Origin of the sequence: Pimelobacter sp. 30-1 (assembly GCF_018831735.1) — a bacterium.
Lineage (GTDB): Bacteria > Actinomycetota > Actinomycetes > Propionibacteriales > Nocardioidaceae > Nocardioides.
The window spans coordinates 284,857-307,222 of sequence record NZ_NHTS01000003.1; the positions used below are offsets into that span (position 1 = coordinate 284,857).

The following is a 22,366-nucleotide window of genomic DNA, read 5'->3' on the forward strand; positions in this document are numbered from 1 at the left end:
GGGGTGTAGAAGACCCCTGAGGAGGAACGCACGGTGAGCACGGACCAACGGCACGAGGCGGAGTTCACGGCGTTCGCCCGCGCCCGGATGCCCCACCTCTACCGCGCCGCGTGGCTGCTGTGCGGCGACCGGCACCGGGCGGAGGACCTCGTCCAGGAGACGCTCGGCAAGGTCTACGCCCACTGGGGTCCCAAGATCGCCAACCCCGCGGCGTACGCGCAGACGACGCTGACCCGTACCTGGATCAGTCAGCAGCGCCGGGCGAGCACCCACGAGCGGCCGACCGACGAGCTGCCCGAGCAGGCACAGCACACGGCCGACGACGCGCTGCGGCTCACGCTCCTCGCCGCGCTCGACGGGCTCGCCGCCAAGGACCGTGCGGTCGTCGTCCTGCACTACCTGGACGACGCAACCATCGCCGACGTGGCCCGCCAGGTCGGTAGCAGCGAGGGCGCGGTGCGCAAGCGGCTGATGCGGGCACGCCGCGTCCTCCGGGAGCGTCTCGGGCTCTCCTTCGCCGACCTCGTCCCCGAAAGGACGGAATCGTGACCGACACCGAGCTGACCGACCTGATCACCCGCACCTGCGCGGGGATCGACCCGCCCGGCGCCGACGTCCAGGCCCGCATCCTCGGCGACGCGCTCAGCGACGGACGCCGCCGCCGGAGCCGGCACCGCCGGCGCGTGGCGACCGCGTGGACGAGCGCCGCCCTGGTGGTCGCCGTCACCGGTGCCGCCGGTCTCGTGGGCGTCCTCGACGGCTCCGGGCCGGGCGAGGGCGATCGCGACGTCGCCGTCGAACCGACCACCCACACCGCGTCGCCCGACCCGTCGCCGACGGCCGCCACCACCTATGCCCCCGGCACCGGGCCGGTGATCGCGACCGAGCGGCGGCTCGTGCCCGACGCTGCGCTCGCCGACGTCACCGCTGGCCTCGTGCCCCCGGGCGTGGCGCTCACCGGGCTCGAGGTCGAGCACGTGGGGAGCCGGGTGATCACGCTCATGAACGACACCTCGCGCGACGGCCGGCGGGTGTCGTTCCTGCTCGACGGCGCGAGCGCGAGCGTCACGCTGCAGCGCTGGGACGGCTACGCCGCCGTCGCCGGACCCGCGCGCAACCAGCGCGTCACCACCACTGCCCGCGAGGCCTGCCAGGGCGCCTACCGCATCTCTCCGGCGCCTCGGTGCACGCAGGTCGACGGCGGCTGGCTCCTCATCGAGCCCGGCCGCGGCGACGACCAGCAGGAGCTCTGGGTCAGTTACTACACCGACGACGGCTTCCTCGTCGGTGTGGTCGCCCCCGAGCCACGGCTCGACCGGACGCAGGCACGGGCCATGGTGACCAGCCCGCGCTGGTTCACGACCCGCTGACGATCAGACCGCCGCGGTCCGGGAGCGCCGCACGGTCGAGGTGATCCGCTCGGCGAGCCGCTCCAGCGGCAGCACGTCGTCGGCGAGACCCGCGCCGGCCACTGCTCCCGGCATCCCCCACACGACCGAGGAATCCTCGTCCTGGACGATGATCCGGGCGCCGGCCGCGGCGAGGTCGCGCGCGCCGGCGAGGCCGTCCTGGCCCATCCCGGTGAGCACCGTGGCGAGCGCACCGCCGCCGTACACCTCGACGGCGGAGCGGAAGAGGACGTCGACCGCCGGGCGGCAGAAGTTCTCCTGCGGGCCCTGGTCGAGCACGGCCCGTCCCCCCAGGGCGGTACGCCGGACCCGGAGGTGGAAGTCGCCCGGAGCGATGAGCACCTCGCCGGCCCGCACCTCGTCACCGTCCGCGGCCTCGCGGACGGTCAGCGCGGAGACCTTGTCGAGCCGCTGGGCGAGCATCGCCGTGAACACCGGGGGCATGTGCTGCACCACGAGCACCGGTACGCCGAGGTCGCCGGGCAGCTGGGGCAGCAGCCGGGCCAGCGCGTCCGGGCCGCCGGTGGAGCAGCCGATGAGCAGCGCCGAGACCGGGGCCGTCGGCGGCAGCGCCCGCGCCCGCCGTACGACGGGCCGGCCGCCGCCGACGCCGGGCGTCAGCTTGCGGATGCCCGCCAGGGCGCGGATCCGGGGCACGAGCTGGTCGCGGATCGCCGCGATGCCGTCGGCGATCTGGCCGGTGTTGGACGGCTTGGTGACGTAGTCCGAGGCCCCGCGGGAGAGCGCGTCGAGGGTGGCGGTCGCCCCGCGCTCGGTGAGCGTCGAGAACATGATGACCGGCAACCGGGCGTGCTTCTCGCGGATCCGGGTGAGCGCGCCGAGACCGTCGAGGTTCGGCATCTCGATGTCGAGGGTGACCACGTCGGGGCGCAGCTCGTCGACCATCCGGACCGCCTCCAGGCCGTCCCGGGCGACGCCGGCGACCTCGATGTCGGCAGCCTGCTGGAGCGCGGCCGTCACCAGCCGCCGCACCAGCGCCGAGTCGTCGACCACGAGCACCCTGATCTGTGTCACCCCCGTCCCATCGGCCCGACCCGGCGCGGCCTGAGCGCTCAGGAAGTCCGCCGGAGCGCCGATCAGACCGGCATGACCGCGACCTCCGCCTTCGCCTCCGTCTCGGCGCTGGTGCGCAAGGAGACGTCGATGGTGTACGACGAGGGCAAGGAGTACCTCGTCGAGGCACGCCTGACGCCCCTCGCCAACGCGCGCGGCCTCGGCCTCGAGCAGTACGTCGCCCGGCTGGCCTTCGACGCCGACGAGCGGCGCAAGGTGATCGACGCGCTCACCATCAACGAGACCAGCTGGTTCCGCGACCACTCGCCGTACCAGGCCTTCACCGACGCGATGCTGCCGCCGCTGCTGGAGGCACGCTCCGTGACCCGCCGGCTGCGGATCTGGAGCGCCGCCTGCTCCAGCGGGCAGGAGGCGTACTCGATCGCGATGCTGCTCGACCAGCACCTCCCCGCGGGCTGGCAGTACGAGATCGTCGCGACCGACATCTCCACCCAGATGCTGGAGCGGGTCCGCGCCGGGCGCTACAGCCAGGTCGAGGTCAACCGCGGGCTGCCCGCGACCAGCCTGGTGCGCTACTTCACCCGGGTCGGGCGCGAGTGGGAGATCGCCGAGCGGCTGCGCGAGCGGATCACCGTGCGCCACCTCAACCTCGCCGCGCCGTACGTCGGGCTGGGCACGTTCGACGTGATCTGGCTGCGCAACGTCCTCATCTACTTCGACGCCGCCACCAAGGCCGACATCCTGCGCCGGATGCTGCCGATGCTCGCGCCGGACGGCTACCTCCTCCTCGGCTCGTCCGAGACCACGCTCGACCTGCCTCCCGACCTCGCCGCCGCCTGGCAGCGCGAGCAGATCGGCCGGGTGCCGGCGTACCGCCGCGCGCCTGCCTTGTCCCTCACCAGCACAGGAGCCTGACCGTGCGCGCGATGATCATCGACGACTCCCGGGCGATGCGCAGCATCCTGCGCCGCATCGTCACCGACCTCGACTTCGAGACGACCGAGGCCGAGCACGGCCAGGCCGCGCTCGACCAGCTGGAGGCGGGCGAGGTGCCCGACCTGTGCCTGGTGGACTGGAACATGCCGGTGATGGACGGCTACACGTTCATCACCCAGGTCCGCGCGAACCCGGCCTGGCGCGACATCACGCTGATGATGGTGACCACCGAGAGCGAGCAGCGCCAGATCGTCCGGGCTCTCGCCGCCGGGGCGCACGAGTACGTCATCAAGCCGTTCACGCCCGACGCCATCGTCGACAAGCTGGCCCTGCTCGGGCTGCTCTCGGAGGACCGGCAGGTGAGCGCATGAGCACGCTCGCGTCGGCCGAGACGCCCGCGACCGACGACGTCCTGGCCGTCACCGAGGACGTCTGGATGGCGCTGCTCGGCGACGAGGAGCCGCTGGCGCCGCGCGCCGTACCGGCCGGGACGCCGTTCGACGCCGCCGGTGCGTGGTCGGCCGCGACCACGGTGAGCGGCGGCTGGCACGGCGTCGTCACCGTCGAGCTCGACGAGTCCGTCGCCCGGGTCCTGACCGCGCGCATGCTCGACCTGCCCGCCACGGAGACCGCCGCCGATGCCGACGTCGCCGATGCCGTCGGCGAGCTGGTCAACATGGTCGGCGGCAACGTCAAGAGCCTGATGCCCGGGCCGTCGGTGCTGTCGCTGCCCGCGGTCGCGGCCGGCCGCGCCGCCTTCGCCCACGACGTCAGCGAGGCCTGCCGCCTCGACCTGCTCTGGCAGGGCGCCCCCGTCCGCATCTCCGTCCACGTCCCCGCCTGAACCTCCCGAGGAATGAGCACCCCATGAAGATCCTGATCGCCGACGACAGCCGGGTGATGCGGCAGATCGTGATCCGCACGCTGCGTCAGGCCGGCCACGGTGGCCACGAGATCGTCGAGGCCGAGAACGGCCGGCAGGCCCTGGAGCTGGTCCACACCGAGGCGCCCGACCTCGTCCTCTCGGACTGGAACATGCCGGAGATGAACGGCATCGACTGCCTCGCCGCGCTGCGGGCCGCCGGGTCCACGGTCGCCTTCGGCTTCGTCACCTCGGAGGGCTCCGACGAGATGCGCCAGCGCGCCGACGCCGCCGGTGCGGCCTTCCTCATCGCCAAGCCGTTCACCCCGGAGGCGTTCGACGACGCGCTCCGCAGCGTCCTCTGAGCGCCGGAGCACCACCATGGCCATCCACCTCCCCCTGACCAAGCAGGTCCGTGACCTGCTCACCGAGCTGCTCGGTCGCGAGGTCACCCTGGAGCCCACCGCGCCCTATGCCCCGGGGCCGGACACGCCCGCCTCGGTCGCCGTGTACGTCGACGACAGCCTCCGGATCCGCGCGCTCATCGTCGGCGACCTGGCCTTCTCGGCCCACGCCGGCGCCGCGATCGGGCTCGTCCCCGTCGGCGGCGCCGTCGCCGCGCTCGAGGACGGCAAGCTCACCGACACCCTCAGCGAGAACCTCTACGAGGTCCTCAACATCGCCGCCTCGACCTTCAACGTCGCCGGCGCCGAGCACCTGCGCCTGCACGCCCTGCACCCCGCCGGTCCCCCGCTCGACCCGCAGCTGCGGATCAGCACGCTGACCCTGGGGCGGCGCGAGGACCTGAAGGTGTCGATCGCCGGGTACGGCGACGGGCTGCTCTCGGTCGTCCTCGTCTAGGTCGCAGCGGAGCAGGTCCCGGCGCGCCAGCGCGCCGAGCGCCATCGAGCGGCGCACGTCGAGGCTCGCGGTGCTGCCGGCCCGGCGCAGCAGGTAGGCCCGCCGGTCGAGCGCCACGTCGAGGGCCCGGGCGTCCGCCGCGGCCAGGACGGCGTCGACGACCACCCGGTCGTGCCCGTCGGGCGCCCCGACCTGGACGTCGCGGGCGTCGGCGGCCGCCACCCGCTCGCGCTCCGCCCGCTCGGGCTCGCAGCGGAGCACCGCCTCGACCACGAGGTCCTCGACCCGGTCCCACCCCGCGCTCGTGAGCTCGCGCAGCGCAGCGTCCACGAACCCGGCCGCCGCCACGCTCAGCGGCCGGGTGCGCGCGGCGACCTGCTCGGCCCGCCACGGCGCCAGCCGGCCCCCCACCACGGCGGCGTGGACCCCGGGCAGCCGCCAGGCGCACTCCAGCACCCGGCCGACGTAGAGGCGCCCGCGGTCGGCCGGACGGTCGAGCACCGCGAGCAGGTCGACCAGGGCGAGCTCGGAGACCCACGGCGCTCCGGCGCCCGCGATGGGCAGCCCGGTGTCGAGCCGGCCGTCGCCGATCGTCGCGGCCCGCTCGCGCGAGGACACCGTGTGGTCCGCGGCCCACGCCACGATCTCGGTCCACTCCGCGACCAGCAGTCCTTCGCGGTGGACGACGCCGGCGCGCAGCCGCTGGAGCGAGGTGGAGACGGTCCCGAGTGCCATACGGAGATGACAACACAAGGATCCGACACAACCCCCCGGGCCCGCCGTTCGGCCGAACTTTTCGGGACCAAGTCCCGCCCGGCGCCGCTCAGGTCGCCCCGGCCCGGACCGATCAGGCCGGTTGAGCGACGGATTGCTCACCACCGCCGACGGACCGGCACCGCCTCTTCGCCGACCCCCGGGCCGGTGACTCCCCAGGAGATCCGATCGTGTCCTTCGCCGCGTCCGACGCCGTCGGCTTCGTGCTGCACTCCGCGATCAACGGGCTGTCCGTCCGGCAGCAGGTGATCGCCGACAACATCGCGAACGTCGACACCCCTGGTTTCCGCGCCCGCAGCGTGGAGTTCGAGTCCGCGCTCTCGCGGGCGATCGAGAGCGGCAGCGCGTCCGCGGAGGACCTCGGGGCCGTGGTCTCGCCCACCCAGACGCCCGTCGGTGCCAACGACAACAACGTCGACCTGCGCAAGGAGTCGATCGCGGCGATCCAGACGCAGTACCAGTACCAGATCATGGGTCGCGCGATCAGCGACCGGAACGCCCGCCTGGGCACGATGGCCGGGGGTGGCGCATGAGCGCCTTCGAGACGCTGCGCATCGCCAACACCGCGCTGGGCGCGCACCAGGTGTGGCTCGACGCGCTGGCCGGCAACATCGCCAACGCCAACACGGTGCGCAGCACCGACCAGGAGGCCTTCCGCGCGACGTACGTCGTCTTCGACCCGCGCGCCGACGGCGGTGTGGACGTCGCCGGGTTCGCCCAGTCGAACGCCGAGGGCCGGATGGTGAGCTCGCCGGACCACCCGCTCGCGGACGCCGACGGCTACGTGCGGATGCCCGACCTCGACATGTCCTCCCAGATGAGCCAGCTCGTGATGGCCCAGCGCGGCTACCAGGCGTCGGTGCAGGTCACCAAGAGCGCCCAGGACACCTACACCGCCGCGCTGCAGATCGGCTCGCGCTGATGGAGATCTCGCCGCTGACCTTCCCCAGCCTGTCCGGAACCGGCGCCGCCACGGGCATCTCCTCGGTCGCGCCGTCGACCGCCGTGTCCGGGCCGACCGGCCCCGACACCGAGTTCGGCTCGCTCGTCCTCGACGGCCTCGACCGGCTGGAGGGCCTGACCGACAAGGCCGACGGCCTCGCCGTGCAGGCCGCGACCGGCAAGCTCGAGAACATCCACGACTACACGATCGCCGCGAGCGAGGCCTCCGTGGCCAGCCAGATGACCGTGGCGCTCCGCAACCGTGCGGTCGAGGCGTTCAACGAGATCATGCGGATGCAGGTCTGAGGCTGATCGACCGATGCAACAGCGACTCACCCGGTACCTCACGCGCGCCCGGGACACGTTCGCCGGCTTCACCGCCGGCCAGAAGGCCGTCGCGCTCGTGGGGACGGCGGCCCTCCTCATCGCGGTCTTCCTCGTCTTCCGGTGGGTCTCCGCGCCCAGCTACGCACCGCTCTACTCGAACCTCAGCGGCAAGGACGCCAGCGCCGTCATCGAGGAGCTCGACGCCCAGGGCGTGAAGTACGAGATCACCGGCGGCGGCGGCACGATCATGGTGCCGCGCGCCGACGTCTACAGCACCCGGATCGCCCTGTCCGGCAAGGGCTTGCCGTCGAGCTCCGACAGCGGCGGCTACAGCCTGCTCGACAACCAGGGTCTGTCCACCTCGGAGTCGCAGGAGCAGACGAACTTCAAGCGCGCCATGGAGGGCGAGCTCAGCAAGACGATCGAGGCGATCGACGGCGTCAACACCGCGGTCGTGCACCTCGCGATCCCGCAGAAGCGCGTGTTCAGCGACGAGCAGGACCCCGCCACCGCCTCGGTCCTGGTCGACACCGACGCGGGCAAGTCGCTCGACGAGGAGCAGGTCCAGGCCGTGGTCAACCTGGTCGCGTCGAGCATCGACGGCCTCGACCCCAAGAAGGTCACCGTCGCCGACTCCTCCGGCAAGGTGCTCACCACCGACGCCGCCGACGCCGGCTCCGGCGCCGCCTCGACCCGCAGCAAGCAGGTCAAGGAGTTCCAGGGCTCGATGCAGGCCGAGATCCAGGCCGTGCTCGACCGCGTCGTCGGCCCGGGCAACTCGACGACCACGGTCACCGCGGACCTCGACTTCGACAAGTCGGTCACCGACAGCCGCAAGTACGACGCGCAGACCGGCGTCCCGCCGCTCTCGGAGTCGAGCAGCAACGAGACCTACAACGGCGCGGGCAGTCCCAACCCGAACGTCGGCGGCGTGGTCGGTCCCGACGGCCAGATGGACCCCGGCACGACCGGCAACGCCGACTCGTCGTACCGCAACCGCAAGCAGACCAAGGACAACGCCGTCGGCGAGACCGTCGAGCACCGCGAGACGGCGCCCGGCGCGGTCAACAGCCTGCACGTCGGCGTGGTCCTCGACTCCACGGCCGCCGCGGCGATCCAGCCGCAGGTCGTCAAGGACCTGATCAGCAACGCGGTCGGCATCAAGGCCGCCCGGGGCGACACGATCGACGTCTCGACGATGCCGTTCGACCGCAGCGTCGAGAAGGCCGCCGCGGCCGACCTCGCCGCCGCCAAGGACGCCGACGCGGCGCACCGCCGCAACGCGCTGCTGCGCAACCTGGGCATCGGCGGCGGCATCATCCTGATGCTCGTGCTGGCCTGGCTGCAGGCCCGGCGCCGCGCGGCGGCCCGCGACGAGGCCCGGTCCTACCTGGTCGAGCAGCTCCGCTCCGACGCCGCGAACCGGGCGGCCGCCCTCGAGTCCCCGGCCCTGGCCGCCCTCGAGGCCGCCGAGCAGGACGAGGACGAGTCGCTGCGCGACGAGCTCATCGCCCTGGTCGAGAAGCAGCCCGAGGACGTCGCCGCCCTGCTGCGCGGCTGGCTCGTGGAGCCGCGCCCGTGACGATCATCGCCGCCCCCTCGTCCGCCATCGTCCAGCTCGGTGTCCGCAAGGCCGCCATCCTGCTGATCCAGCTCGGCAAGGAGCGCGCCGCCCAGGTGATGGCGCACCTCAGCGACGCCGAGGTGGAGAGCATCTCCGCCGAGATCGCCCGGCTGGACGCGGTCTCCGCGGCCGAGACCGAGCAGGTGCTGAGCGAGTTCCACGACCTCGCCACCGCGCACGCCCACGTCACCCAGGGCGGGTTCAACTTCGCCCAGCAGCTGCTGGAGCAGTCGCTCGGGCCGGAGCGGGCCAAGGAGATCATGGAGCGGCTGCACGCGGCCGCCGTCCAGATGCCGTTCCAGTTCCTGCACCGCGCGGATCCCGCGCAGCTGCGGGGATTCATCGCCGACGAGCACCCCCAGGTGATCGCGCTCGTGCTCGCCCACATGGCCGCCGACAAGGCCTCGCTGCTGCTCAGCGGGCTGCCCGCGCACCAGCAGGCGGTCGTCGCGCACCGGATCGCCGTGATGGACCGCACCTCCCCCGAGATCGTGCGCACGGTCGAGAGCGTCCTGGAGCGCAAGCTCTCCTCGATGCTCCAGCCGGCCGAGGTCTCCCGGGTCGGCGGCGTCGACCCTCTCGTCAACATCATCAACCGCTCGGACCGCCCTACGGAGCGCCAGATCGTCGAGGGCCTCGAAGGTCTCGACGCCGCGCTGGCCGACGAGGTCAAGAGCCGGATGTTCATGTTCGAGGACATCGTCGGTCTCGACGACCGGTCGGTGCAGCAGGTGCTGCGCCAGGTCGACACGGCCGAGCTCGCTCTGGCCCTCAAGGGTGTCAGCGACGCGGTCCGCAGCAAGATCACCGCGAACCTCTCCGAGCGCGCCGCGGAGAACCTGCTCGAGGAGGTCGAGCTGCTGGGCGCCGTCCGCCTGGCCCAGGTCGAGGAGGCCCAGCAGGGCGTCATTCGCACCATCCGCCAGCTCGAGGAGCAGGGCCAGATCATGGTCCGGCGAGGGAACGACGATGAGTTCATCGTCTGAGTCGGCCCTGCCGCTCCCCGAGCTGCGGGTCGGTGCCTGGACCCGGCTCGGCAGCAGCAGCGTGCTCGGCGACCCGGTCACCGAGTCACTGCTGGGCGGGATCGCCGCCGAGGCGCGCGACGCCGCCCGGGCCCAGGGGTACGCCGTCGGGTGGGCCCAGGGCCGTCGTACGGCGGCCGCGGAGGCGGCCGTCGAGGAAGCCCGCCGCGTCGCCCTCCACACGGAGGCCGAGGCGCGGCGCGAGGCCGAGCACCGCGCCGCGCTCGACGCGCTGGGTGAGGCAGCCGAGCAGGTCAGGGGGCTGCTCGACGACCTGGCCCACGCGATCGAGGCGCAGGCCACCGACCTGGCCTGGTCGCTGACGACCACGGTGCTCGGCCTCCAGGTAGCCAAGATGGGACCGCAGGACGTGGTCGCCCGTGTGCTGCAGGTGCTGCCCCCGGCCCCCGTCGGGGCGGTCCGGCTGCACCCGTCGGTCGCCGGCTCGTCCGCCGCGCAGGACCTGCTCTCGCGCGGCCTCGACGTGATCGCCGACCCCGCCCTGGGCTCGGCCGACGCCCTAGTCGAGGCGGTCGACGGCAGTGTCGTCGACCTGCGCGTGCGCGAGGCGATGGCCCGCGTCCGGGAGGTCCTCGCATGAGCGTCGACGCCGCCGTCCGCGGACGGCTCCTGGCCGCGGCCGCGCCCCTGCACCTGGGCACCGTCAGCGAGCTGGTCGGCCTGCACCTCGACGTGCGCGGACTCCCCCAGGCCGCCGTCGGCGACCTGCTGGAGGTCCGCACCGCGCAGGGCCCGCTCCTCGCCGAGGTCGCCGCGCTCCGGGCCGGCCTCGCCACCTGCCTCCCCCTCGGCACGACGACCGGCGTCCGCGTCGGCGACCACGTCCGCACGACGGGCGGCCCGCTCCGCGTCCAGGTGGGCGAGGCCCTGCTCGGCCGGGTCCTCGACGGCCTCGGCCGCCCGGTCGACGGCGGCCCCGCGCTCGACGGCCTCCCGGGCCTGGCCTCGGTCCCCACCGAGAACGCCGCACCCGACGCCCTCAGCCGGCCACGGATCACCGAGCCGCTCGGCCTCGGCGTGCGTGCCCTCGACGCGCTCGTCCCCGTCGGCCGCGGCCAGCGGATCGGCATCATGGCCGGCTCCGGCGTCGGCAAGTCCTCCCTGCTCTCGATGATCGCCCGCGGCACGGACGCCGCGATCAACGTCATCGCCCTGGTCGGCGAGCGCGGCCGCGAGGTCCGCGAGTTCCTCGACGGCGACCTCGGCCCCGAGGGTCTCGCCCGCTCGGTCGTCGTCGTCGCGACCTCGGACGCCCCCGCCGTCGAGCGGCTCCGCGCCGCCTTCACCGCCACCCGGATCGCCGAGTGGTTCCGCGACTCCGGCCGCGACGTCGTGCTGATGATGGACTCGCTCACCCGCGTCGCCATGGCCCAGCGCGAGATCGGCCTGTCGGCCGGCGAACCGCCCGCCACCCGCGGCTACCCGCCCAGCGTCTTCGGCCTGCTGCCCCGTCTCCTGGAGCGCGCGGGCACCTCGTCCGCCGGCTCGATCACCGGCATCTACACCGTCCTGGTCGAGGGTGACGACCTCCAGGACCCGATCGGCGACACCGCCCGGTCGATCCTCGACGGCCACGTCGTCCTCTCCCGCGACCTCGCCACCGCCGGCCACTTCCCCGCCATCGACGTGCTGGAGTCGATCTCCCGCGTCCACGGCGCCGTCACCACCCCCGAGCAACGCGCGAACGCCACCCGCCTGCGCCGGATGCTCGCCGCCCACCGCTCGGTGCGCGAGCTCGTCGAGATCGGCGCGTACGTCGCCGGGGCCGACGCCGACGCCGACGCGGCCCTCGCCCGCCTCCCCCGCATCGAGGACTTCCTGCGCCAGTCGCTGGAGGACCTCACCGCCCCCGCCGAGACCTGGGACCGGCTCGCCGGTCTGGTGGCGTCGTGAGCGCCCGCGGACACCGGGACGACCGGGGACTCGCCGCCGTGGCCCGCGTGCGCGGCGTGCGCGAGACCGACAGCCGGATCGGCCTGCAGCACGTGCTGGCCGAGGAGGCCGCCGTCACCGCACGGTTGACCGCGCTCGAGACCGGCCTCGGCGCGGCCGCCGTCCCGGCCACCACGACGCCGGGGGCGCTCCTCGCGATGCGCACGATGCTCGCCGGCACCGGCGTCCTCATCGGCGAGACCCGCGCCGCGGCCGCGACCGCGCACGTCGTCAGCGACGAGGCCCGCGCCCGCTGGGGCGCCGACAAGGCCCGGCTCGCCGCCGTCGAGCACCTGTTGGAGCGCCGCGCCGCCCGGCGTCGTACCGAGGCGGAGCGGGAGGCGGCCCGCGAGGCCGACGACCTCGCCGCCCAGCGCTGGATGCGGGGTCCGCGATGAGCATCGACCTGGTCACCGCCCGGATCAGCGAGATCCAGGCCCGCCTCGCCCAGCTCGCGCCGGCCCGCGGCACCGCGTCGGCATCCGGCGCCTTCTCGACCGAATTGGCCGCCGCCACGGGCGATGCGGCCGGTACGCCGTCCACCGGCGGGACCGTCACCGGCGAGGACGTCGTCGTCGAGGCCCGCAAGTACCTCGGGCTCCCCTATGTCTGGGGCGGCACCGATCCGACCAAGGGCATGGACTGCTCGGGCCTGGTGCAGGTCGTCTACAAGAACCTCGGCTACGACCTGCCGCGGGTCTCCTACCAGCAGGCCGCTGCCGGCCGGCCCGTCGCCAGCATGGCCGAGGCCCAGCCCGGCGACCTGCTCGCGTGGGACAACTCCAGCCGCAACAACGGTGTCGACCACATCGCGATCTACATCGGCAACGGCAAGATGATCGAGGCGCCGCGGACCGGGCTGAACATCCGGATCGTCGACGTCCCCTCCACCCCGGACGTCATCCGCCGCATCATCGACCAGCCGGCCGCCGCCTCCGGGGTCTCCGGGCCCGTCGGGCGCGCGGCCACCGGGACGCCGTACGCGGGGCTGATCGACGCCGCCGCGGCCCGCACCGGCGTACCGGCCGCGCTCATCGCCGCCGTCGCGAAGCAGGAGTCGGGATTCGACCCGCGCGCGGTCAGCCCGGCCGGCGCCCAGGGCCTCATGCAGCTCATGCCCGGCACCGCCCGCGGTCTCGGCGTGGACGACCCGTTCGACCCGGCCCAGGCGATCGACGGCGGCGCCCGGCTGCTGCGCTCGCTGCTGGACCGGTTCGGACGCACCGACCTCGCGCTCGCGGCGTACAACGCGGGGCCGGGGGCGGTCAGTCGCTATGGCGGGATCCCGCCGTACCCGGAGACGCAGCGGTACGTCCGCAACGTCATGGCCATGATGGGGAGCAACGGATGAGCATCACTCCGTCGCCCGCGCTGCCGATCGCGGGGCTGCCGACGCCCCCGGCGGGCGCGGGTCTCGGGCAGGCGCAGGGGCAGCCGCAAGGGCAGGGGAACCTCGGTCAGGGGTGGGGGCAGTCGGCCCTCGCCGACCTGCTGGCGGCGCTCGCCGCGCCGGTCGAGCTGGACGCGTCGGCTGCACCGGCCGATCCCGCTGCCGAGACCGCTGAGCCGGCGCCGGCCGACGACTTCCTCGGTGCCCTGGCCGCGGCGCTCGGCATGACCGCGGCGCCCACGCCCACGCCCACGCAGCCGCCGACCACGGCGCCGACGCCGGGTCCGGCAGCGGCCCCGGCCCTGGGCCGGAACCTGACCTCGGTGGCGACACCGCAGCCCGAGGCGACCCCGACCCCGGCCACGACCCCGGTCCCAGCAGCAGCGCCGCCGGCGAGCGAGTCCACGCCGGAGCCCGCCGCACCGCCCCCACCGCCGCCGCCCCCGACGACCGCGACCACGACGGCGAGCGCCGCGGCCACCGCAGCCGTGCCCGTGGCCGCGCCCGCGCTCGCCCCCGGGCAGCCGGACGTCGCGCTGAGCGTTGTCCGGCAGGTGTTCCCCGAGGTGACCCGGATCGTGACGTCCACGCCGACGGACCGCCCCGGTACCCAGCGGATCACCCTGACCCTCCAGCCCGAGCAGCTCGGCGAGGTACGGGTCACGCTGGTGGTCCGCGACGGCACGGTCCACGTCCGGCTGGCGGGCGAGTCCGACAATCCCGCCGTCCACCGGGCGCTCGCGACCGGGGCCCCGGAGCTGCAGCGGCTGCTGGAGCGGACCGGAGGCGGCGAGGCGCGGGTACTGGTCCGCGAGCCGTTCGGGCTCCCGGCCACCGCTGCCACCTCGGTCAGCCCGGCCGCCGCCTCCACGCCGGCCACCCCGGCCACGCCGACCACCCCGGCGGCGACCACAACCGCGGCCGCCCCGGACGGCACCGCCCTCGGCGCCGACCCCGGCGGCGCGCACGCCGGCCGGGACCAGCGGGGCGACCAGGGCTCCGAGCGCGCGGACCACCCGGCCGCGACCGTACAGGCCACCCCGACGCCGACGCCGTCCACGACACCGACGCCGCCCACGACGCCCGCCGCCGCGGGCCACCTCGACCGGATCCTCTGAGGAGCCACCAATGCCGATCGATCCCACCTCCGCCGCAGCCGCGGCCACCACCAGCTACGGCGTCACGTCCAACGCCGGCTCCACCAGCAGCACCAAGGGCTTCGGCGACCAGCAGGTCTTCCTGGAGCTGATGGTCGCCCAGATGCGCTACCAGGACCCGCTCAATCCCACCGACTCCTCGCAGTTCATGGCGCAGACCGCGCAGTTCACCGCGCTGGAGAAGATGCAGAACGTCGCCGACCAGACCGCGATGCTGCTGAGCACCCAGCTCGCGTTCGGCGCGAGCTCGATGATCGGCCAGACCGTCCGCTGGTACGACGCCAAGGGGGTCGAGCAGAGCGGCACCGTCCAGGGCACCACGTACCTCTCCTCGGGCCCCGTGCTCAGCGTCGACGGCCACCACGTGCCGATCACCGACGTGATCAGCGTCGGCTCGGCGCCGACGATCGAGAAGCCGCCGACCGGCGGTACCGGCAACGGGACCTACACCCCGCCCAGCGGCACGCCCCCGACCAAGACCGCCTGACCAGCACCCACCCGAAGAAGAAGAAGAAGAAGGAGACACACCCATGCTTCGCTCGCTCTTCGCCGGCATCTCCGGCCTCCGCGTCAACCAGACCATGCTCGACGTCACCGGCAACAACATCGCCAACGCCAACACGACGGGCTTCAAGGCCAGCACCACGGTCTTCTCCGACACCCTGAGCCAGATGCTCACCGCGGCCTCGGGCGGCAACGCCGAGCGCGGCGGCACCAACCCGATCCAGATCGGCCTCGGCGTCCAGCTCGCCGCGACCTCGACCAACTTCGGCCAGGGCTCGGCGCAGCTGACCGGGCGGCCGACCGACGTGATGCTCCAGGGCGACGGCTTCTTCGTGCTGCGCGACGGCGCGGAGGACGTCTACACCCGGGCCGGCGCGTTCACGTTCGACCAGACCGGTGTGCTCGTCACGCCCAACGGCATGCGGGTGCAGGGCTACGCGCTCGACGGCGCGGGTCTGCCGACCGGCGGTCTCGTGGACGTCGACCTCAACAGCCTCGCGCTGCCGGCCGGCGTCGAGCTGACGTCGTACTCCATCGCGGCGGACGGCAAGGTCCGCGGCGTGTTCTCCGACGGTGTGCAGCGCGACATCTGCCAGCTCGCGGTGGCCGACTTCAACAACCCGATGGGCCTGGAGAAGATCGGCGACACGGCGTACCGCGCCTCCGCCAACTCCGGTCCGGTCCAGCTCGGCGTCGCCGGTCAGGGCCAGCGCGGCCAGATCATGGCCGGCGCCCTGGAGATGTCGAACGTCGACCTGTCGGCCGAGTTCACCAACCTGATCCTGGCCCAGCGCGGCTTCCAGGCCAGCTCGCGCGTGATCACCACGAGCGACCAGGTCCTCGAGGAGCTCGTCAACATCAAGCGCTAAGGGACCTCCCCCGGGGGCCGATGAGGACGTCGGAGAGCCACGGACGGCTCTCCGATCAGTCCACGCACACGGAGGTGCCGCGGTGATCTCGTTGACCCGACTCTCGGGGACCACGTTCCTGCTGAACGCGGACCTGATCGAGCGCGTGGACTGCACGCCCGACACGGTGGTGACCCTCGTCGACGGCACCAAGTACCTCGTCTCGGAGCCCCTGGACGACGTCCTGGCCGCCGTCGTGGACTACCGCGCGGCGATCGTCGCGCGCGCCGGCCTCCCGGACGCGGCGACGCTGCCGTCCGTCAGCCCGCGCCCGACCGCCCGGCTCACCGCCGTGCCCCCGCGAGGAGTGACCCCATGAAGGACATCGCCACCCCGGTCGGCATCGCGCTCGGCCTGGTGATCATCGTCGCCGCCAACATGCTCGAGGGCGGCAACCCGATGAGCCTGCTGCTCCTGCCGCCCATGCTCCTCGTCCTCGGTACGACGATCATGGTCACCGTCGCGGGCGGCACGATGAGCGACGCGAAGTCCGCGGTCAAGGACCTCAAGCGCGCGTTCAGCGGCAAGGTCGAGCCGGCCGACGAGCTCGTCCCCCAGGTCGTGACGCTCGCCGAGCGCGCCCGCCGCGAGGGCCTGCTCGCGCTGGAGGACAGCCTGCGCGAGATCGACGACCCGTTCCTGGTCAAGGGCGTGACGATGGCGATCGACGGCACCGACCCCGAGGACGTCCGCGACATCCTCGAGGCCGAGCTGCGCGCCAAGCGCCGCGACGACAAGCAGTCCGCGAAGTTCTTCGGCGACGCCGGCGCCTACGCGCCGACCATCGGCATCGTCGGCACCGTGATGGGCCTGGTCCACGTGCTGGAGAACCTCGCCACCCCCGACGAGCTCGGCCACCTCATCGCCGGCGCCTTCGTCGCCACCCTGTGGGGCGTCATGTCGGCCAACGTCATCTGGCTGCCGATCTCCAGCCGGCTCAAGCGCCTCGGCGAGCTCGAGTGCGCGCGGATGGAGGTCGCCATCGAGGGCGTCGCCGCCATCCAGGCCGGCGCCAACCCGCGCCTGGTCGCGGAGAAGCTGCGCTCCCTGCTGCCCGCCGGCATGGCCGAGCGCGAGGCCGCCTGATGTCCACCCGGCCCGGCACCGGTCCGCCCCGCCGGCGGCACCGCGAGGAGGAGCACGAGGAGGCGGAGGAGGGCAAGGAGCGCTGGCTCGTCACCTACGCCGACATGGTGACCCTGCTGATGGTCCTCTTCATCGTCATGTTCGCGATGTCGACCGTCGACGAGAAGAAGTACGCCCAGCTCAAGGACGGCCTCGCCGACGGCTTCGGCCGCGAGCAGTCGATCCTCAACGGCGCGAGCCCGATCAGCAACAGCAAGGGCGCCAACGACCCGGGCGAGTCGTCGTACCAGATGCTGCTGGCGCAGGTCCCCGAGCCGCAGCGCGGCACCGTGTCCAAGCTCCTGCAGGAGGCCGACCGGCTCCGCCGCGACCGGGCGTACGGCGAGGCGCGGGTCGAGGTCGAGCGCCTCCTCAAGGTCTGGCGCAAGATCGACAAGGCGCTGCGCGCCAAGGGCCTGCGCGACGACGTCCGCGCCACCATCGACGAGCGCGGCCTCGTGGTCAGCCTGGTCTCCCAGCACGTCGTCTTCGAGCCGGACATCGCGGTCCTCACCGACCGCGGCCGGCGCGTCGTCGACACGCTCGCGCCCGTCCTGGTCGCCCTGTCCGAGCCGCTGGAGCTCGACGGCCACACCAACCAGGAGCCGGTGAAGCCGAAGTACTACCCCACCGACTGGGAGCTCTCCCTCGCCCGCGCGGCCCACGTGCTGCGCCGGCTCGAGGAGGTGCACCACGTCCCCGCCGCGCGGCTGCGCGCCACCGGCTTCGGCCACACCAAGCCGCTCGTCGACCCGGCCCGCTCGGGCTCGCAGAAGGTCAACAAGCGCGTCGACATCCTCGTCCTGAGCCAGGCGCCCGCCGAGACGCGTGCCTTCATGGGCGAGGCGTACGAGGAGCTGCGCCGCCAGGCCGGCCTGGACGACCCCGGCGCCCCCGTCGGCAGCGCCGGCCCGGCCGGCGGTCCCGAAGCACTGGGCTATCCCGTCACCCGTCAGGAGGAACGACCGTGAGCACCACCCTCGCCGCCCCCGCGGCCGCCACCGAGCAGGAACCCGCCAAGGGCGGGCGGACCCGGACGATCGGGATCGTGGTGCTGCTGGTCGCCGTGCTCGCCGGCGCCGGCTGGTTCTTCGTCCTCAAGCCGACCGACAGTGCGCCGAAGCCCGGCGAGGTCGTCGCGCTGGACTCGATCCAGGTCAACCTGGCCGGCGGCCACTACCTGCGCCTGGGCATGGCCCTGCAGCTGACCGCGAGCACCAAGGAGGCGGACGGCAGCAAGGCGCTCGACGCCGCGATCGCCGTCTTCAGCGGCCTGCCGGTCGGCGAGGTGAACAAGCCGGCCGTGCGCGAGACCCTGCGCAAGCAGCTGGAGAAGCGACTCGAGGAGCGCTACCACGGTGAGGTGATGGAGGTGTACTTCACCGAGTTCGTCACGCAGTAGGCCCCAGCCGAGCCGCCGACCCGGGACCCCACCCGGGACCCTGCGTAGTCCGATCGGGCCACCCAGCCGTGACCGCCCGGCGACCGGGCGACCCCTCAGGTCCGCCCCCGCCGCGACGATGGACCCCTCGTGACCCTCCAGCGGCCGCGCCGCCGACCCCGCACGGCCGAACCCACGCCGTACGACTTCCGGCGTCCGATCCAGCTCTCGCGCGAGCACCAGCGCACCCTCCAGCTCGGCTTCGACGGCTTCGCCCGCCAGGCCACGACGGTGTTCACGAGCTCGCTGCGCACGGTGTGCACGGTGACGCTGGTCGGGATCGAGCAGCGCACCTACGCCGAGTACGTCGACAGCCTCGGCCCGTCGACGTACATGACGCTGTTCTCGGCCGACCCGATGCCCGGCACCGGCGTGCTGGAGATCCCGCTGTTCGCCACGATGTCCTGCCTGGACCACATGCTCGGCGGGCCGGGCTCCGACGAGCAGCCGGACCGGCCGCTCACCGAGATCGAGGACGGCGTCATCCGCGGGCTGGTCGAGCGGCTGCTCGGCGAGATGCGCTACTCCCTCGACGGGATCGTCGCGCTGGAGCCGACCGTCACCGGCATCGAGTACAGCCCCCAGTTCGCGCAGGTCGCGAGCGCCGCCGACGTGATGGTCGTCGTCGAGCTCGAGCTGCGCATCGGCGAGCGCGCGCACCGGGTGTCGATCTGCCTGCCGTTCACCGGCCTGCTCCCCCACCTGACCAACGCCACCGGCAGCGGCGCCGTCTCCGACCGCGAGCGCGCCCAGCGCGCGCAGTCCGCGCTCCTGCTGCAGGAGCAGTTCCAGCGGGTGCCGGTCGCGGTGTCCGTGCGCTTCCGCCCCATCGCGCTCGACCCCGGCACGCTCTCGGCGCTCGAGCCGGGCTCCGTCGTCCGGCTGACCCACCCGGCGTCGGCACCCCTCGACGTCACCGTCGCCGGCAACACCTTCGCCCACGCCACCCCCGGTACCCGCGGCCAGCGTCTGGCCGCGCTCATCGTCACCACTCCCGAGGAGTCCTGATGTCCGACGTGCTCGACCCCACCGCGCTGGCCGAGGCCGTCGCCGAGGCGGCCGCCGCCGCCCTTCCGGCCGTCACGCCGCTGACCCCGGCGCCGGCCCAGCCCGGCTCCCCCCACGTCACCGCCGCGTTCGCCGGCGGTGCGGTCGTGGAGCTGGACGGCGGGGTGCCCGGACGGGTCGTCGTCCTCGTCGGCACCGAGCTGGTCGAGGCGCTCGCCAGCAGCCCGCTCGGCGGCCTGGACGTCGCGGCCGCCGTCCAGCCGGCCCTCGACGCCGCCGCGCTGCGCCTCGGCGCCCGCGCCCGCGGGGCGCGCACCCTCGACCTCGACGCCGAGGACTTCGACATCAGCACGCTGCTGGGCGGTGCGTTCAGCACCGTCCCCCTGATCGGCACCGGTATCGCCGCCGCGGTCCTCGTCCCGGAGACGACGCTCGCCGGTGCCCGCGAGCCGATCAGCCCCGAGGACGCCGTACCGACCGCGGCGGAGGCGGTCGCGGCCGCCGCGCTCTCGGCCGGCGACGGCCCGGAGCCGTTCGTGCCCGCCTTCGGCGCGCCGGTGGCCCCGCCGCGCGGCCTGGAGCTGCTCCAGGGCGTCGACATGGAGGTCACCGTCGAGCTCGGCCGGACCCGGATGACCGTGCGCGACCTGCTCGCGCTCACGCCGGGCGCCGTCCTCGAGCTCGACCGCGCCGCCGGCAGCCCCGCCGACCTGCTCGTCAACGGACGACTCGTCGCGCGCGGCGAGGTCGTCGTGGTCGACGAGGACTTCGGCCTGCGGGTCACCGAGATCCTCGACGCGAACGCCGCGGTCTGATCGCGATGTCCGGCGCTGACCCGAACCTCGGAGAGCTGGCGTTCCGCCTGGTCGGCTCGCTCGTGGTGGTCGTCGGGCTGCTGCTGCTCATCGCGCGGGGCGTCAACCGGCGCTTCAAGGCGCCCACCGGTGCGGCGATCCAGGTCGTGCACCGCCAGGCGCTCGGCCGCGGCCAGGCCGTCGCGATCGTCTCGGTCGGCACCCGCGTCCTCGTCCTCGGTACGACGGAGCAGCAGGTCACGCTGCTCACCGAGGTCGAGCCCGACGAGATCGGCCTCGACCTCGACCCGGCCGCGCTCGAGGCCGACCCGGCCGAGACCCCGCGGCACAAGCAGCCCCTGACCACCGGCCCGCTGGCCGGCTCGGTGCTCTCGCCGCAGACCTGGAAGCAGACGCTCGCGGCCGTCACCGGCCAGTCCTCCGACAGCACACCCCCGCGACGGCGAGCCTCGTGAACGCACTGAGCCACCTGGTCCTCGCGCTCGACCCCAACGGGCCCAACGGGCCGAAGGGCCCCGGCAACGGCGGCAGCGTCGAGATCGACCTGTCCGGACTGACCGACAAGCCGAGCCACGGCCTGCTGGTCTTCCTCGCGCTGACGCTGCTCAGCCTGCTGCCGGCGATCGTGCTGACCTGCACCAGCTTCACCAAGGTGCTCGTCGTGCTGGGCCTGACCCGCAACGCGCTCGGCCTCCAGCAGACCCCGAACAACCAGGTGCTGGCGGGGCTCGCGCTCTTCCTGAGCCTGTTCATCATGGCGCCGGTGCTGTCGGACATGAACGACGCCGGCGTCCAGCCCTACCTCAAGGGCGACAAGTCCAACTCCGCCGCCTTCCAGGACGGCATGGAGCCGCTGCGCGCCTTCATGCTCGACAACACCGGCGACGACGAGCTGACCCTGCTCACCAGCGTCGCCGACCGCAAGCTCCCCGAGAACCGCGAGGACGTCCCGACCGCGACGCTGATCCCCGCGTTCGTGCTCTCGGAGCTCAAGGACGCCTTCATCATCGGGTTCATCATCTTCATCCCGTTCCTGGTCATCGACATCGTCGTGAGCGGAGCGTTGATGAGTCTCGGCATGATGATGATGCCGCCGGTGATGGTGTCGTTGCCGTTCAAGCTGCTGCTGTTCGTGATGGTCGACGGCTGGGCGCTCGTGATCAGGTCGCTCGTCGCGTCGTACACCGGAGGCGGTTAGCGCCATGACCGACACGTGACCGACACCGCGATCATCGAGATCGCCCTCAAGACCATGCTCGTCGCCCTCAAGCTGTCGGCGCCGATCCTCGCGACCTCGCTGGTGATCGGCTTCGCCATCTCGCTGTTCCAGGCGATGACCCAGATCCAGGAGTTCACGCTCGCCTTCGTGCCCAAGCTCGTCGGCGTCGCGGTGGCCCTGCTCTTCTGCGGCAACTGGATGCTGCACACCCTCATGGCCTTCACCCGGGAGCTGTTCGCCATCCTCCCCGGCCTCCTCGTCTAGCCGCCAGGAAGCACACCCGTGGTCCTCTCCGTCGACGGTGCCGCGCTCAGCGCGCTGCTGCTCGCCTCCGTGCGGGTGGTGGCGTGGCTGGCCGTCGTACCGCCGTTCGCGACCCGGGGCATCCCTGCGATGGCCAAGGTCGTGCTGGCGCTGGGCCTGTCGCTGACGATGGCGCCGACGCTGGCCACCCAGGACCTGCCCAGCACCACGCCCGCGCTGCTCATGGCGACCGTCGCGCAGGCGCTGATCGGCGTCGCCATGGGCTACGTGACGATGCTGCTCTTCGCCGCGATCGGCGCCGCCGGCGCGCTGATCGACCTCTTCGGCGGCTTCGCGATCGCCGCCGCCTGGGACCCCCTGGGCATGAACATGAACACCGTCTTCGGCCGGTTCCACCAGATCCTCGCGACCGCGCTGCTCGTCGTGACCGGCGGGCACCTGCTGGTGATCGGCGGCCTGCTCAGCACGTTCCGCTACCTGCCGCTGACCGGGATGCCCGACATCTCCAGCTGGGACGGCGTCCTCGTCACGGCGTTCTCGATGTTCTTCACCGTGGCCGTGCAGATGGCGCTGCCGATGATCGCGGTGCTCTTCGTCGCCGACCTCGCGCTCGCGCTGCTGACCAAGGTCGCGCCCCAGCTCAACGCGCTCAACGTGATGTTCCCGGCCAAGGTCGGGCTCACGCTCCTGCTGCTCGGGCTGTCGTTCCCGATGCTGCCCGACGCCGTCGAGCGGCTCGTCGGGTTCGCGAACGACGCCATGGCCACGATGTCCGGAGCGGGGTGAA

At 73.3% G+C, this 22,366-nt stretch carries 30 protein-coding genes; 28 read left to right on the plus strand and 2 right to left on the minus strand.

Annotated elements, in window-relative coordinates; all coding sequences use genetic code 11:
- Positions 1 to 33 precede the first annotated feature (33 nt).
- Complete coding sequence (locus CCO04_RS06690; protein ID WP_308281144.1) at positions 34 to 549, plus strand: sigma-70 family RNA polymerase sigma factor; 516 nt, start codon at positions 34 to 36, stop codon at positions 547 to 549.
- Positions 546 to 1,370, plus strand: coding sequence for a hypothetical protein (locus tag CCO04_RS06695; protein WP_215813341.1), 825 nt, complete (start codon positions 546 to 548; stop codon positions 1,368 to 1,370). Before CCO04_RS06690 ends, CCO04_RS06695 begins: the two co-directional genes overlap by 4 nt.
- A gap of 3 nt (positions 1,371 to 1,373) precedes the next feature.
- On the opposite strand, the gene CCO04_RS06700 is transcribed toward CCO04_RS06695, so the two are convergent.
- On the minus strand, positions 1,374 to 2,444 hold the full coding sequence (locus CCO04_RS06700) for a chemotaxis response regulator protein-glutamate methylesterase (protein WP_257753842.1): 1,071 nt from the start codon (positions 2,442 to 2,444) through the stop codon (positions 1,374 to 1,376).
- Between the two features lie 72 nt (positions 2,445 to 2,516).
- Between CCO04_RS06700 and CCO04_RS06705 the strand changes: the two genes are divergently transcribed.
- The 4 genes from CCO04_RS06705 to CCO04_RS06720 are packed head-to-tail and all read left to right on the plus strand — an operon-like array spanning position 2,517 to position 4,607.
- On the plus strand, positions 2,517 to 3,359 hold the full coding sequence (locus tag CCO04_RS06705; protein WP_215813342.1) for a protein-glutamate O-methyltransferase CheR: 843 nt from the start codon (positions 2,517 to 2,519) through the stop codon (positions 3,357 to 3,359).
- Positions 3,360 to 3,370: 11 nt separating this feature from the next.
- A complete protein-coding gene (locus CCO04_RS06710; protein WP_215813883.1) occupies positions 3,371 to 3,751 on the plus strand; it encodes a response regulator in 381 nt (126 codons plus the stop codon).
- Positions 3,748 to 4,224: a chemotaxis protein CheX gene (locus tag CCO04_RS06715; protein ID WP_215813343.1), complete on the plus strand. Its 477-nt coding sequence runs from the start codon at positions 3,748 to 3,750 to the stop codon at positions 4,222 to 4,224. The genes CCO04_RS06710 and CCO04_RS06715 overlap by 4 nt, the downstream gene beginning before the upstream one ends.
- 23 nt (positions 4,225 to 4,247) lie before the next feature.
- Complete coding sequence (locus CCO04_RS06720; protein ID WP_215813344.1) at positions 4,248 to 4,607, plus strand: response regulator; 360 nt, start codon at positions 4,248 to 4,250, stop codon at positions 4,605 to 4,607.
- Here CCO04_RS06720 and CCO04_RS06725 read toward each other — a convergent pair.
- Positions 4,564 to 5,838 carry a hypothetical protein gene (locus CCO04_RS06725; RefSeq protein ID WP_215813345.1) on the minus strand — a complete coding sequence of 425 codons (1,275 nt, stop codon included), beginning with the start codon at positions 5,836 to 5,838 and terminating at the stop codon, positions 4,564 to 4,566. The genes CCO04_RS06720 and CCO04_RS06725 overlap by 44 nt on opposite strands.
- A 209-nt stretch (positions 5,839 to 6,047) precedes the next feature.
- On the opposite strand from CCO04_RS06725, the gene CCO04_RS06730 reads away from it, so the two are divergent.
- The 22 genes from CCO04_RS06730 (at position 6,048) to CCO04_RS06835 (ending at position 22,365) form a co-directional block, all read left to right on the plus strand.
- Complete coding sequence (locus CCO04_RS06730; RefSeq protein WP_215813346.1) at positions 6,048 to 6,410, plus strand: flagellar basal body protein; 363 nt, start codon at positions 6,048 to 6,050, stop codon at positions 6,408 to 6,410.
- Complete coding sequence (locus tag CCO04_RS06735; protein WP_215813347.1) at positions 6,407 to 6,799, plus strand: flagellar basal body rod protein FlgC; 393 nt, start codon at positions 6,407 to 6,409, stop codon at positions 6,797 to 6,799. Before CCO04_RS06730 ends, CCO04_RS06735 begins: the two co-directional genes overlap by 4 nt.
- On the plus strand, positions 6,799 to 7,125 hold the full coding sequence (locus CCO04_RS06740; protein WP_215813348.1) for a flagellar hook-basal body complex protein FliE: 327 nt from the start codon (positions 6,799 to 6,801) through the stop codon (positions 7,123 to 7,125). The genes CCO04_RS06735 and CCO04_RS06740 overlap by 1 nt, the downstream gene beginning before the upstream one ends.
- Before the next feature lie 13 nt (positions 7,126 to 7,138).
- A complete protein-coding gene (gene fliF, locus CCO04_RS06745) occupies positions 7,139 to 8,728 on the plus strand; it encodes a flagellar basal-body MS-ring/collar protein FliF (RefSeq protein ID WP_215813349.1) in 1,590 nt (529 codons plus the stop codon).
- Positions 8,725 to 9,756: a flagellar motor switch protein FliG gene (fliG, locus tag CCO04_RS06750; protein ID WP_257753837.1), complete on the plus strand. Its 1,032-nt coding sequence runs from the start codon at positions 8,725 to 8,727 to the stop codon at positions 9,754 to 9,756. The genes fliF and fliG overlap by 4 nt, the downstream gene beginning before the upstream one ends.
- Positions 9,740 to 10,396: a hypothetical protein gene (locus tag CCO04_RS06755; RefSeq protein WP_215813350.1), complete on the plus strand. Its 657-nt coding sequence runs from the start codon at positions 9,740 to 9,742 to the stop codon at positions 10,394 to 10,396. Before fliG ends, CCO04_RS06755 begins: the two co-directional genes overlap by 17 nt.
- Positions 10,393 to 11,709 (plus strand): FliI/YscN family ATPase, encoded by a 1,317-nt coding sequence (locus CCO04_RS06760; RefSeq protein WP_215813351.1) that lies wholly within the window; start codon positions 10,393 to 10,395, stop codon positions 11,707 to 11,709. The genes CCO04_RS06755 and CCO04_RS06760 overlap by 4 nt, the downstream gene beginning before the upstream one ends.
- The gene (locus CCO04_RS06765) at positions 11,706 to 12,146 is read left to right on the plus strand and encodes a flagellar FliJ family protein (protein WP_215813352.1); all 441 of its coding nucleotides are present in this window, start codon (positions 11,706 to 11,708) and stop codon (positions 12,144 to 12,146) included. Before CCO04_RS06760 ends, CCO04_RS06765 begins: the two co-directional genes overlap by 4 nt.
- Positions 12,143 to 13,099, plus strand: a complete 957-nt coding sequence (locus CCO04_RS06770; protein ID WP_215813353.1) for a transglycosylase SLT domain-containing protein — start codon at positions 12,143 to 12,145, stop codon at positions 13,097 to 13,099. Before CCO04_RS06765 ends, CCO04_RS06770 begins: the two co-directional genes overlap by 4 nt.
- Positions 13,096 to 14,256, plus strand: a complete 1,161-nt coding sequence (locus CCO04_RS06775; RefSeq protein ID WP_215813354.1) for a flagellar hook-length control protein FliK — start codon at positions 13,096 to 13,098, stop codon at positions 14,254 to 14,256. Before CCO04_RS06770 ends, CCO04_RS06775 begins: the two co-directional genes overlap by 4 nt.
- 10 nt (positions 14,257 to 14,266) lie before the next feature.
- Positions 14,267 to 14,782: a flagellar hook assembly protein FlgD gene (locus tag CCO04_RS06780; RefSeq protein ID WP_215813355.1), complete on the plus strand. Its 516-nt coding sequence runs from the start codon at positions 14,267 to 14,269 to the stop codon at positions 14,780 to 14,782.
- 43 nt (positions 14,783 to 14,825) lie between these two features.
- A complete protein-coding gene (locus tag CCO04_RS06785; protein ID WP_215813356.1) occupies positions 14,826 to 15,668 on the plus strand; it encodes a flagellar hook-basal body complex protein in 843 nt (280 codons plus the stop codon).
- Between the two features lie 82 nt (positions 15,669 to 15,750).
- Entirely contained in the window at positions 15,751 to 16,026 is a 276-nt protein-coding gene (locus CCO04_RS06790; protein ID WP_215813357.1) for a flagellar FlbD family protein, read from the plus strand.
- On the plus strand, positions 16,023 to 16,793 hold the full coding sequence (locus CCO04_RS06795; protein ID WP_215813358.1) for a motility protein A: 771 nt from the start codon (positions 16,023 to 16,025) through the stop codon (positions 16,791 to 16,793). The genes CCO04_RS06790 and CCO04_RS06795 overlap by 4 nt, the downstream gene beginning before the upstream one ends.
- Positions 16,793 to 17,803 carry a flagellar motor protein MotB gene (locus CCO04_RS06800; RefSeq protein WP_215813359.1) on the plus strand — a complete coding sequence of 337 codons (1,011 nt, stop codon included), beginning with the start codon at positions 16,793 to 16,795 and terminating at the stop codon, positions 17,801 to 17,803. Before CCO04_RS06795 ends, CCO04_RS06800 begins: the two co-directional genes overlap by 1 nt.
- Positions 17,800 to 18,234, plus strand: a complete 435-nt coding sequence (gene fliL / locus CCO04_RS29670) for a flagellar basal body-associated protein FliL (protein ID WP_215813360.1) — start codon at positions 17,800 to 17,802, stop codon at positions 18,232 to 18,234. Before CCO04_RS06800 ends, fliL begins: the two co-directional genes overlap by 4 nt.
- A 129-nt stretch (positions 18,235 to 18,363) precedes the next feature.
- The gene (locus tag CCO04_RS29675) at positions 18,364 to 19,281 is read left to right on the plus strand and encodes a flagellar motor switch protein FliM (RefSeq protein ID WP_215813361.1); all 918 of its coding nucleotides are present in this window, start codon (positions 18,364 to 18,366) and stop codon (positions 19,279 to 19,281) included.
- Entirely contained in the window at positions 19,281 to 20,096 is an 816-nt protein-coding gene (fliN, locus tag CCO04_RS06815) for a flagellar motor switch protein FliN (protein WP_215813362.1), read from the plus strand. The genes CCO04_RS29675 and fliN overlap by 1 nt, the downstream gene beginning before the upstream one ends.
- 5 nt (positions 20,097 to 20,101) lie before the next feature.
- Positions 20,102 to 20,551 (plus strand): flagellar biosynthetic protein FliO, encoded by a 450-nt coding sequence (locus CCO04_RS06820; RefSeq protein WP_215813363.1) that lies wholly within the window; start codon positions 20,102 to 20,104, stop codon positions 20,549 to 20,551.
- Positions 20,548 to 21,294 carry a flagellar type III secretion system pore protein FliP gene (gene fliP, locus CCO04_RS06825; RefSeq protein WP_257753828.1) on the plus strand — a complete coding sequence of 249 codons (747 nt, stop codon included), beginning with the start codon at positions 20,548 to 20,550 and terminating at the stop codon, positions 21,292 to 21,294. The genes CCO04_RS06820 and fliP overlap by 4 nt, the downstream gene beginning before the upstream one ends.
- A gap of 15 nt (positions 21,295 to 21,309) precedes the next feature.
- Complete coding sequence (gene fliQ, locus CCO04_RS06830) at positions 21,310 to 21,579, plus strand: flagellar biosynthesis protein FliQ (protein ID WP_215813364.1); 270 nt, start codon at positions 21,310 to 21,312, stop codon at positions 21,577 to 21,579.
- A gap of 18 nt (positions 21,580 to 21,597) precedes the next feature.
- Positions 21,598 to 22,365: a flagellar biosynthetic protein FliR gene (locus tag CCO04_RS06835; protein WP_215813365.1), complete on the plus strand. Its 768-nt coding sequence runs from the start codon at positions 21,598 to 21,600 to the stop codon at positions 22,363 to 22,365.
- Position 22,366 lies beyond the last annotated feature (1 nt).

Excerpts from the sequence above, each read along its gene's own strand:
- fliF (WP_215813349.1), top strand. The coding sequence starts at position 7,139 with ATGCAACAGCGACTCACCCGGTACCTCACGCGCGCCCGGGACACGTTC.
- CCO04_RS06740 (WP_215813348.1), top strand. The coding sequence starts at position 6,799 with ATGGAGATCTCGCCGCTGACCTTCCCCAGCCTGTCCGGAACCGGCGCC.
- CCO04_RS06795 (WP_215813358.1), top strand. The coding sequence starts at position 16,023 with ATGAAGGACATCGCCACCCCGGTCGGCATCGCGCTCGGCCTGGTGATC.
- CCO04_RS06775 (WP_215813354.1), top strand. The coding sequence starts at position 13,096 with ATGAGCATCACTCCGTCGCCCGCGCTGCCGATCGCGGGGCTGCCGACG.
- CCO04_RS06715 (WP_215813343.1), top strand. The coding sequence starts at position 3,748 with ATGAGCACGCTCGCGTCGGCCGAGACGCCCGCGACCGACGACGTCCTG.
- CCO04_RS06820 (WP_215813363.1), top strand. The coding sequence starts at position 20,102 with ATGTCCGGCGCTGACCCGAACCTCGGAGAGCTGGCGTTCCGCCTGGTC.
- CCO04_RS06760 (WP_215813351.1), top strand. The coding sequence starts at position 10,393 with ATGAGCGTCGACGCCGCCGTCCGCGGACGGCTCCTGGCCGCGGCCGCG.
- CCO04_RS06755 (WP_215813350.1), top strand. The coding sequence starts at position 9,740 with ATGAGTTCATCGTCTGAGTCGGCCCTGCCGCTCCCCGAGCTGCGGGTC.
- CCO04_RS06725 (WP_215813345.1), bottom strand. The coding sequence starts at position 5,838 with ATGGCACTCGGGACCGTCTCCACCTCGCTCCAGCGGCTGCGCGCCGGC.
- fliN (WP_215813362.1), top strand. The coding sequence starts at position 19,281 with ATGTCCGACGTGCTCGACCCCACCGCGCTGGCCGAGGCCGTCGCCGAG.
- CCO04_RS06780 (WP_215813355.1), top strand. The coding sequence starts at position 14,267 with ATGCCGATCGATCCCACCTCCGCCGCAGCCGCGGCCACCACCAGCTAC.
- CCO04_RS06735 (WP_215813347.1), top strand. The coding sequence starts at position 6,407 with ATGAGCGCCTTCGAGACGCTGCGCATCGCCAACACCGCGCTGGGCGCG.
- CCO04_RS06770 (WP_215813353.1), top strand. The coding sequence starts at position 12,143 with ATGAGCATCGACCTGGTCACCGCCCGGATCAGCGAGATCCAGGCCCGC.
- CCO04_RS06720 (WP_215813344.1), top strand. The coding sequence starts at position 4,248 with ATGAAGATCCTGATCGCCGACGACAGCCGGGTGATGCGGCAGATCGTG.
- CCO04_RS06785 (WP_215813356.1), top strand. The coding sequence starts at position 14,826 with ATGCTTCGCTCGCTCTTCGCCGGCATCTCCGGCCTCCGCGTCAACCAG.
- CCO04_RS06800 (WP_215813359.1), top strand. The coding sequence starts at position 16,793 with ATGTCCACCCGGCCCGGCACCGGTCCGCCCCGCCGGCGGCACCGCGAG.
- CCO04_RS06705 (WP_215813342.1), top strand. The coding sequence starts at position 2,517 with ATGACCGCGACCTCCGCCTTCGCCTCCGTCTCGGCGCTGGTGCGCAAG.
- CCO04_RS06710 (WP_215813883.1), top strand. The coding sequence starts at position 3,371 with ATGATCATCGACGACTCCCGGGCGATGCGCAGCATCCTGCGCCGCATC.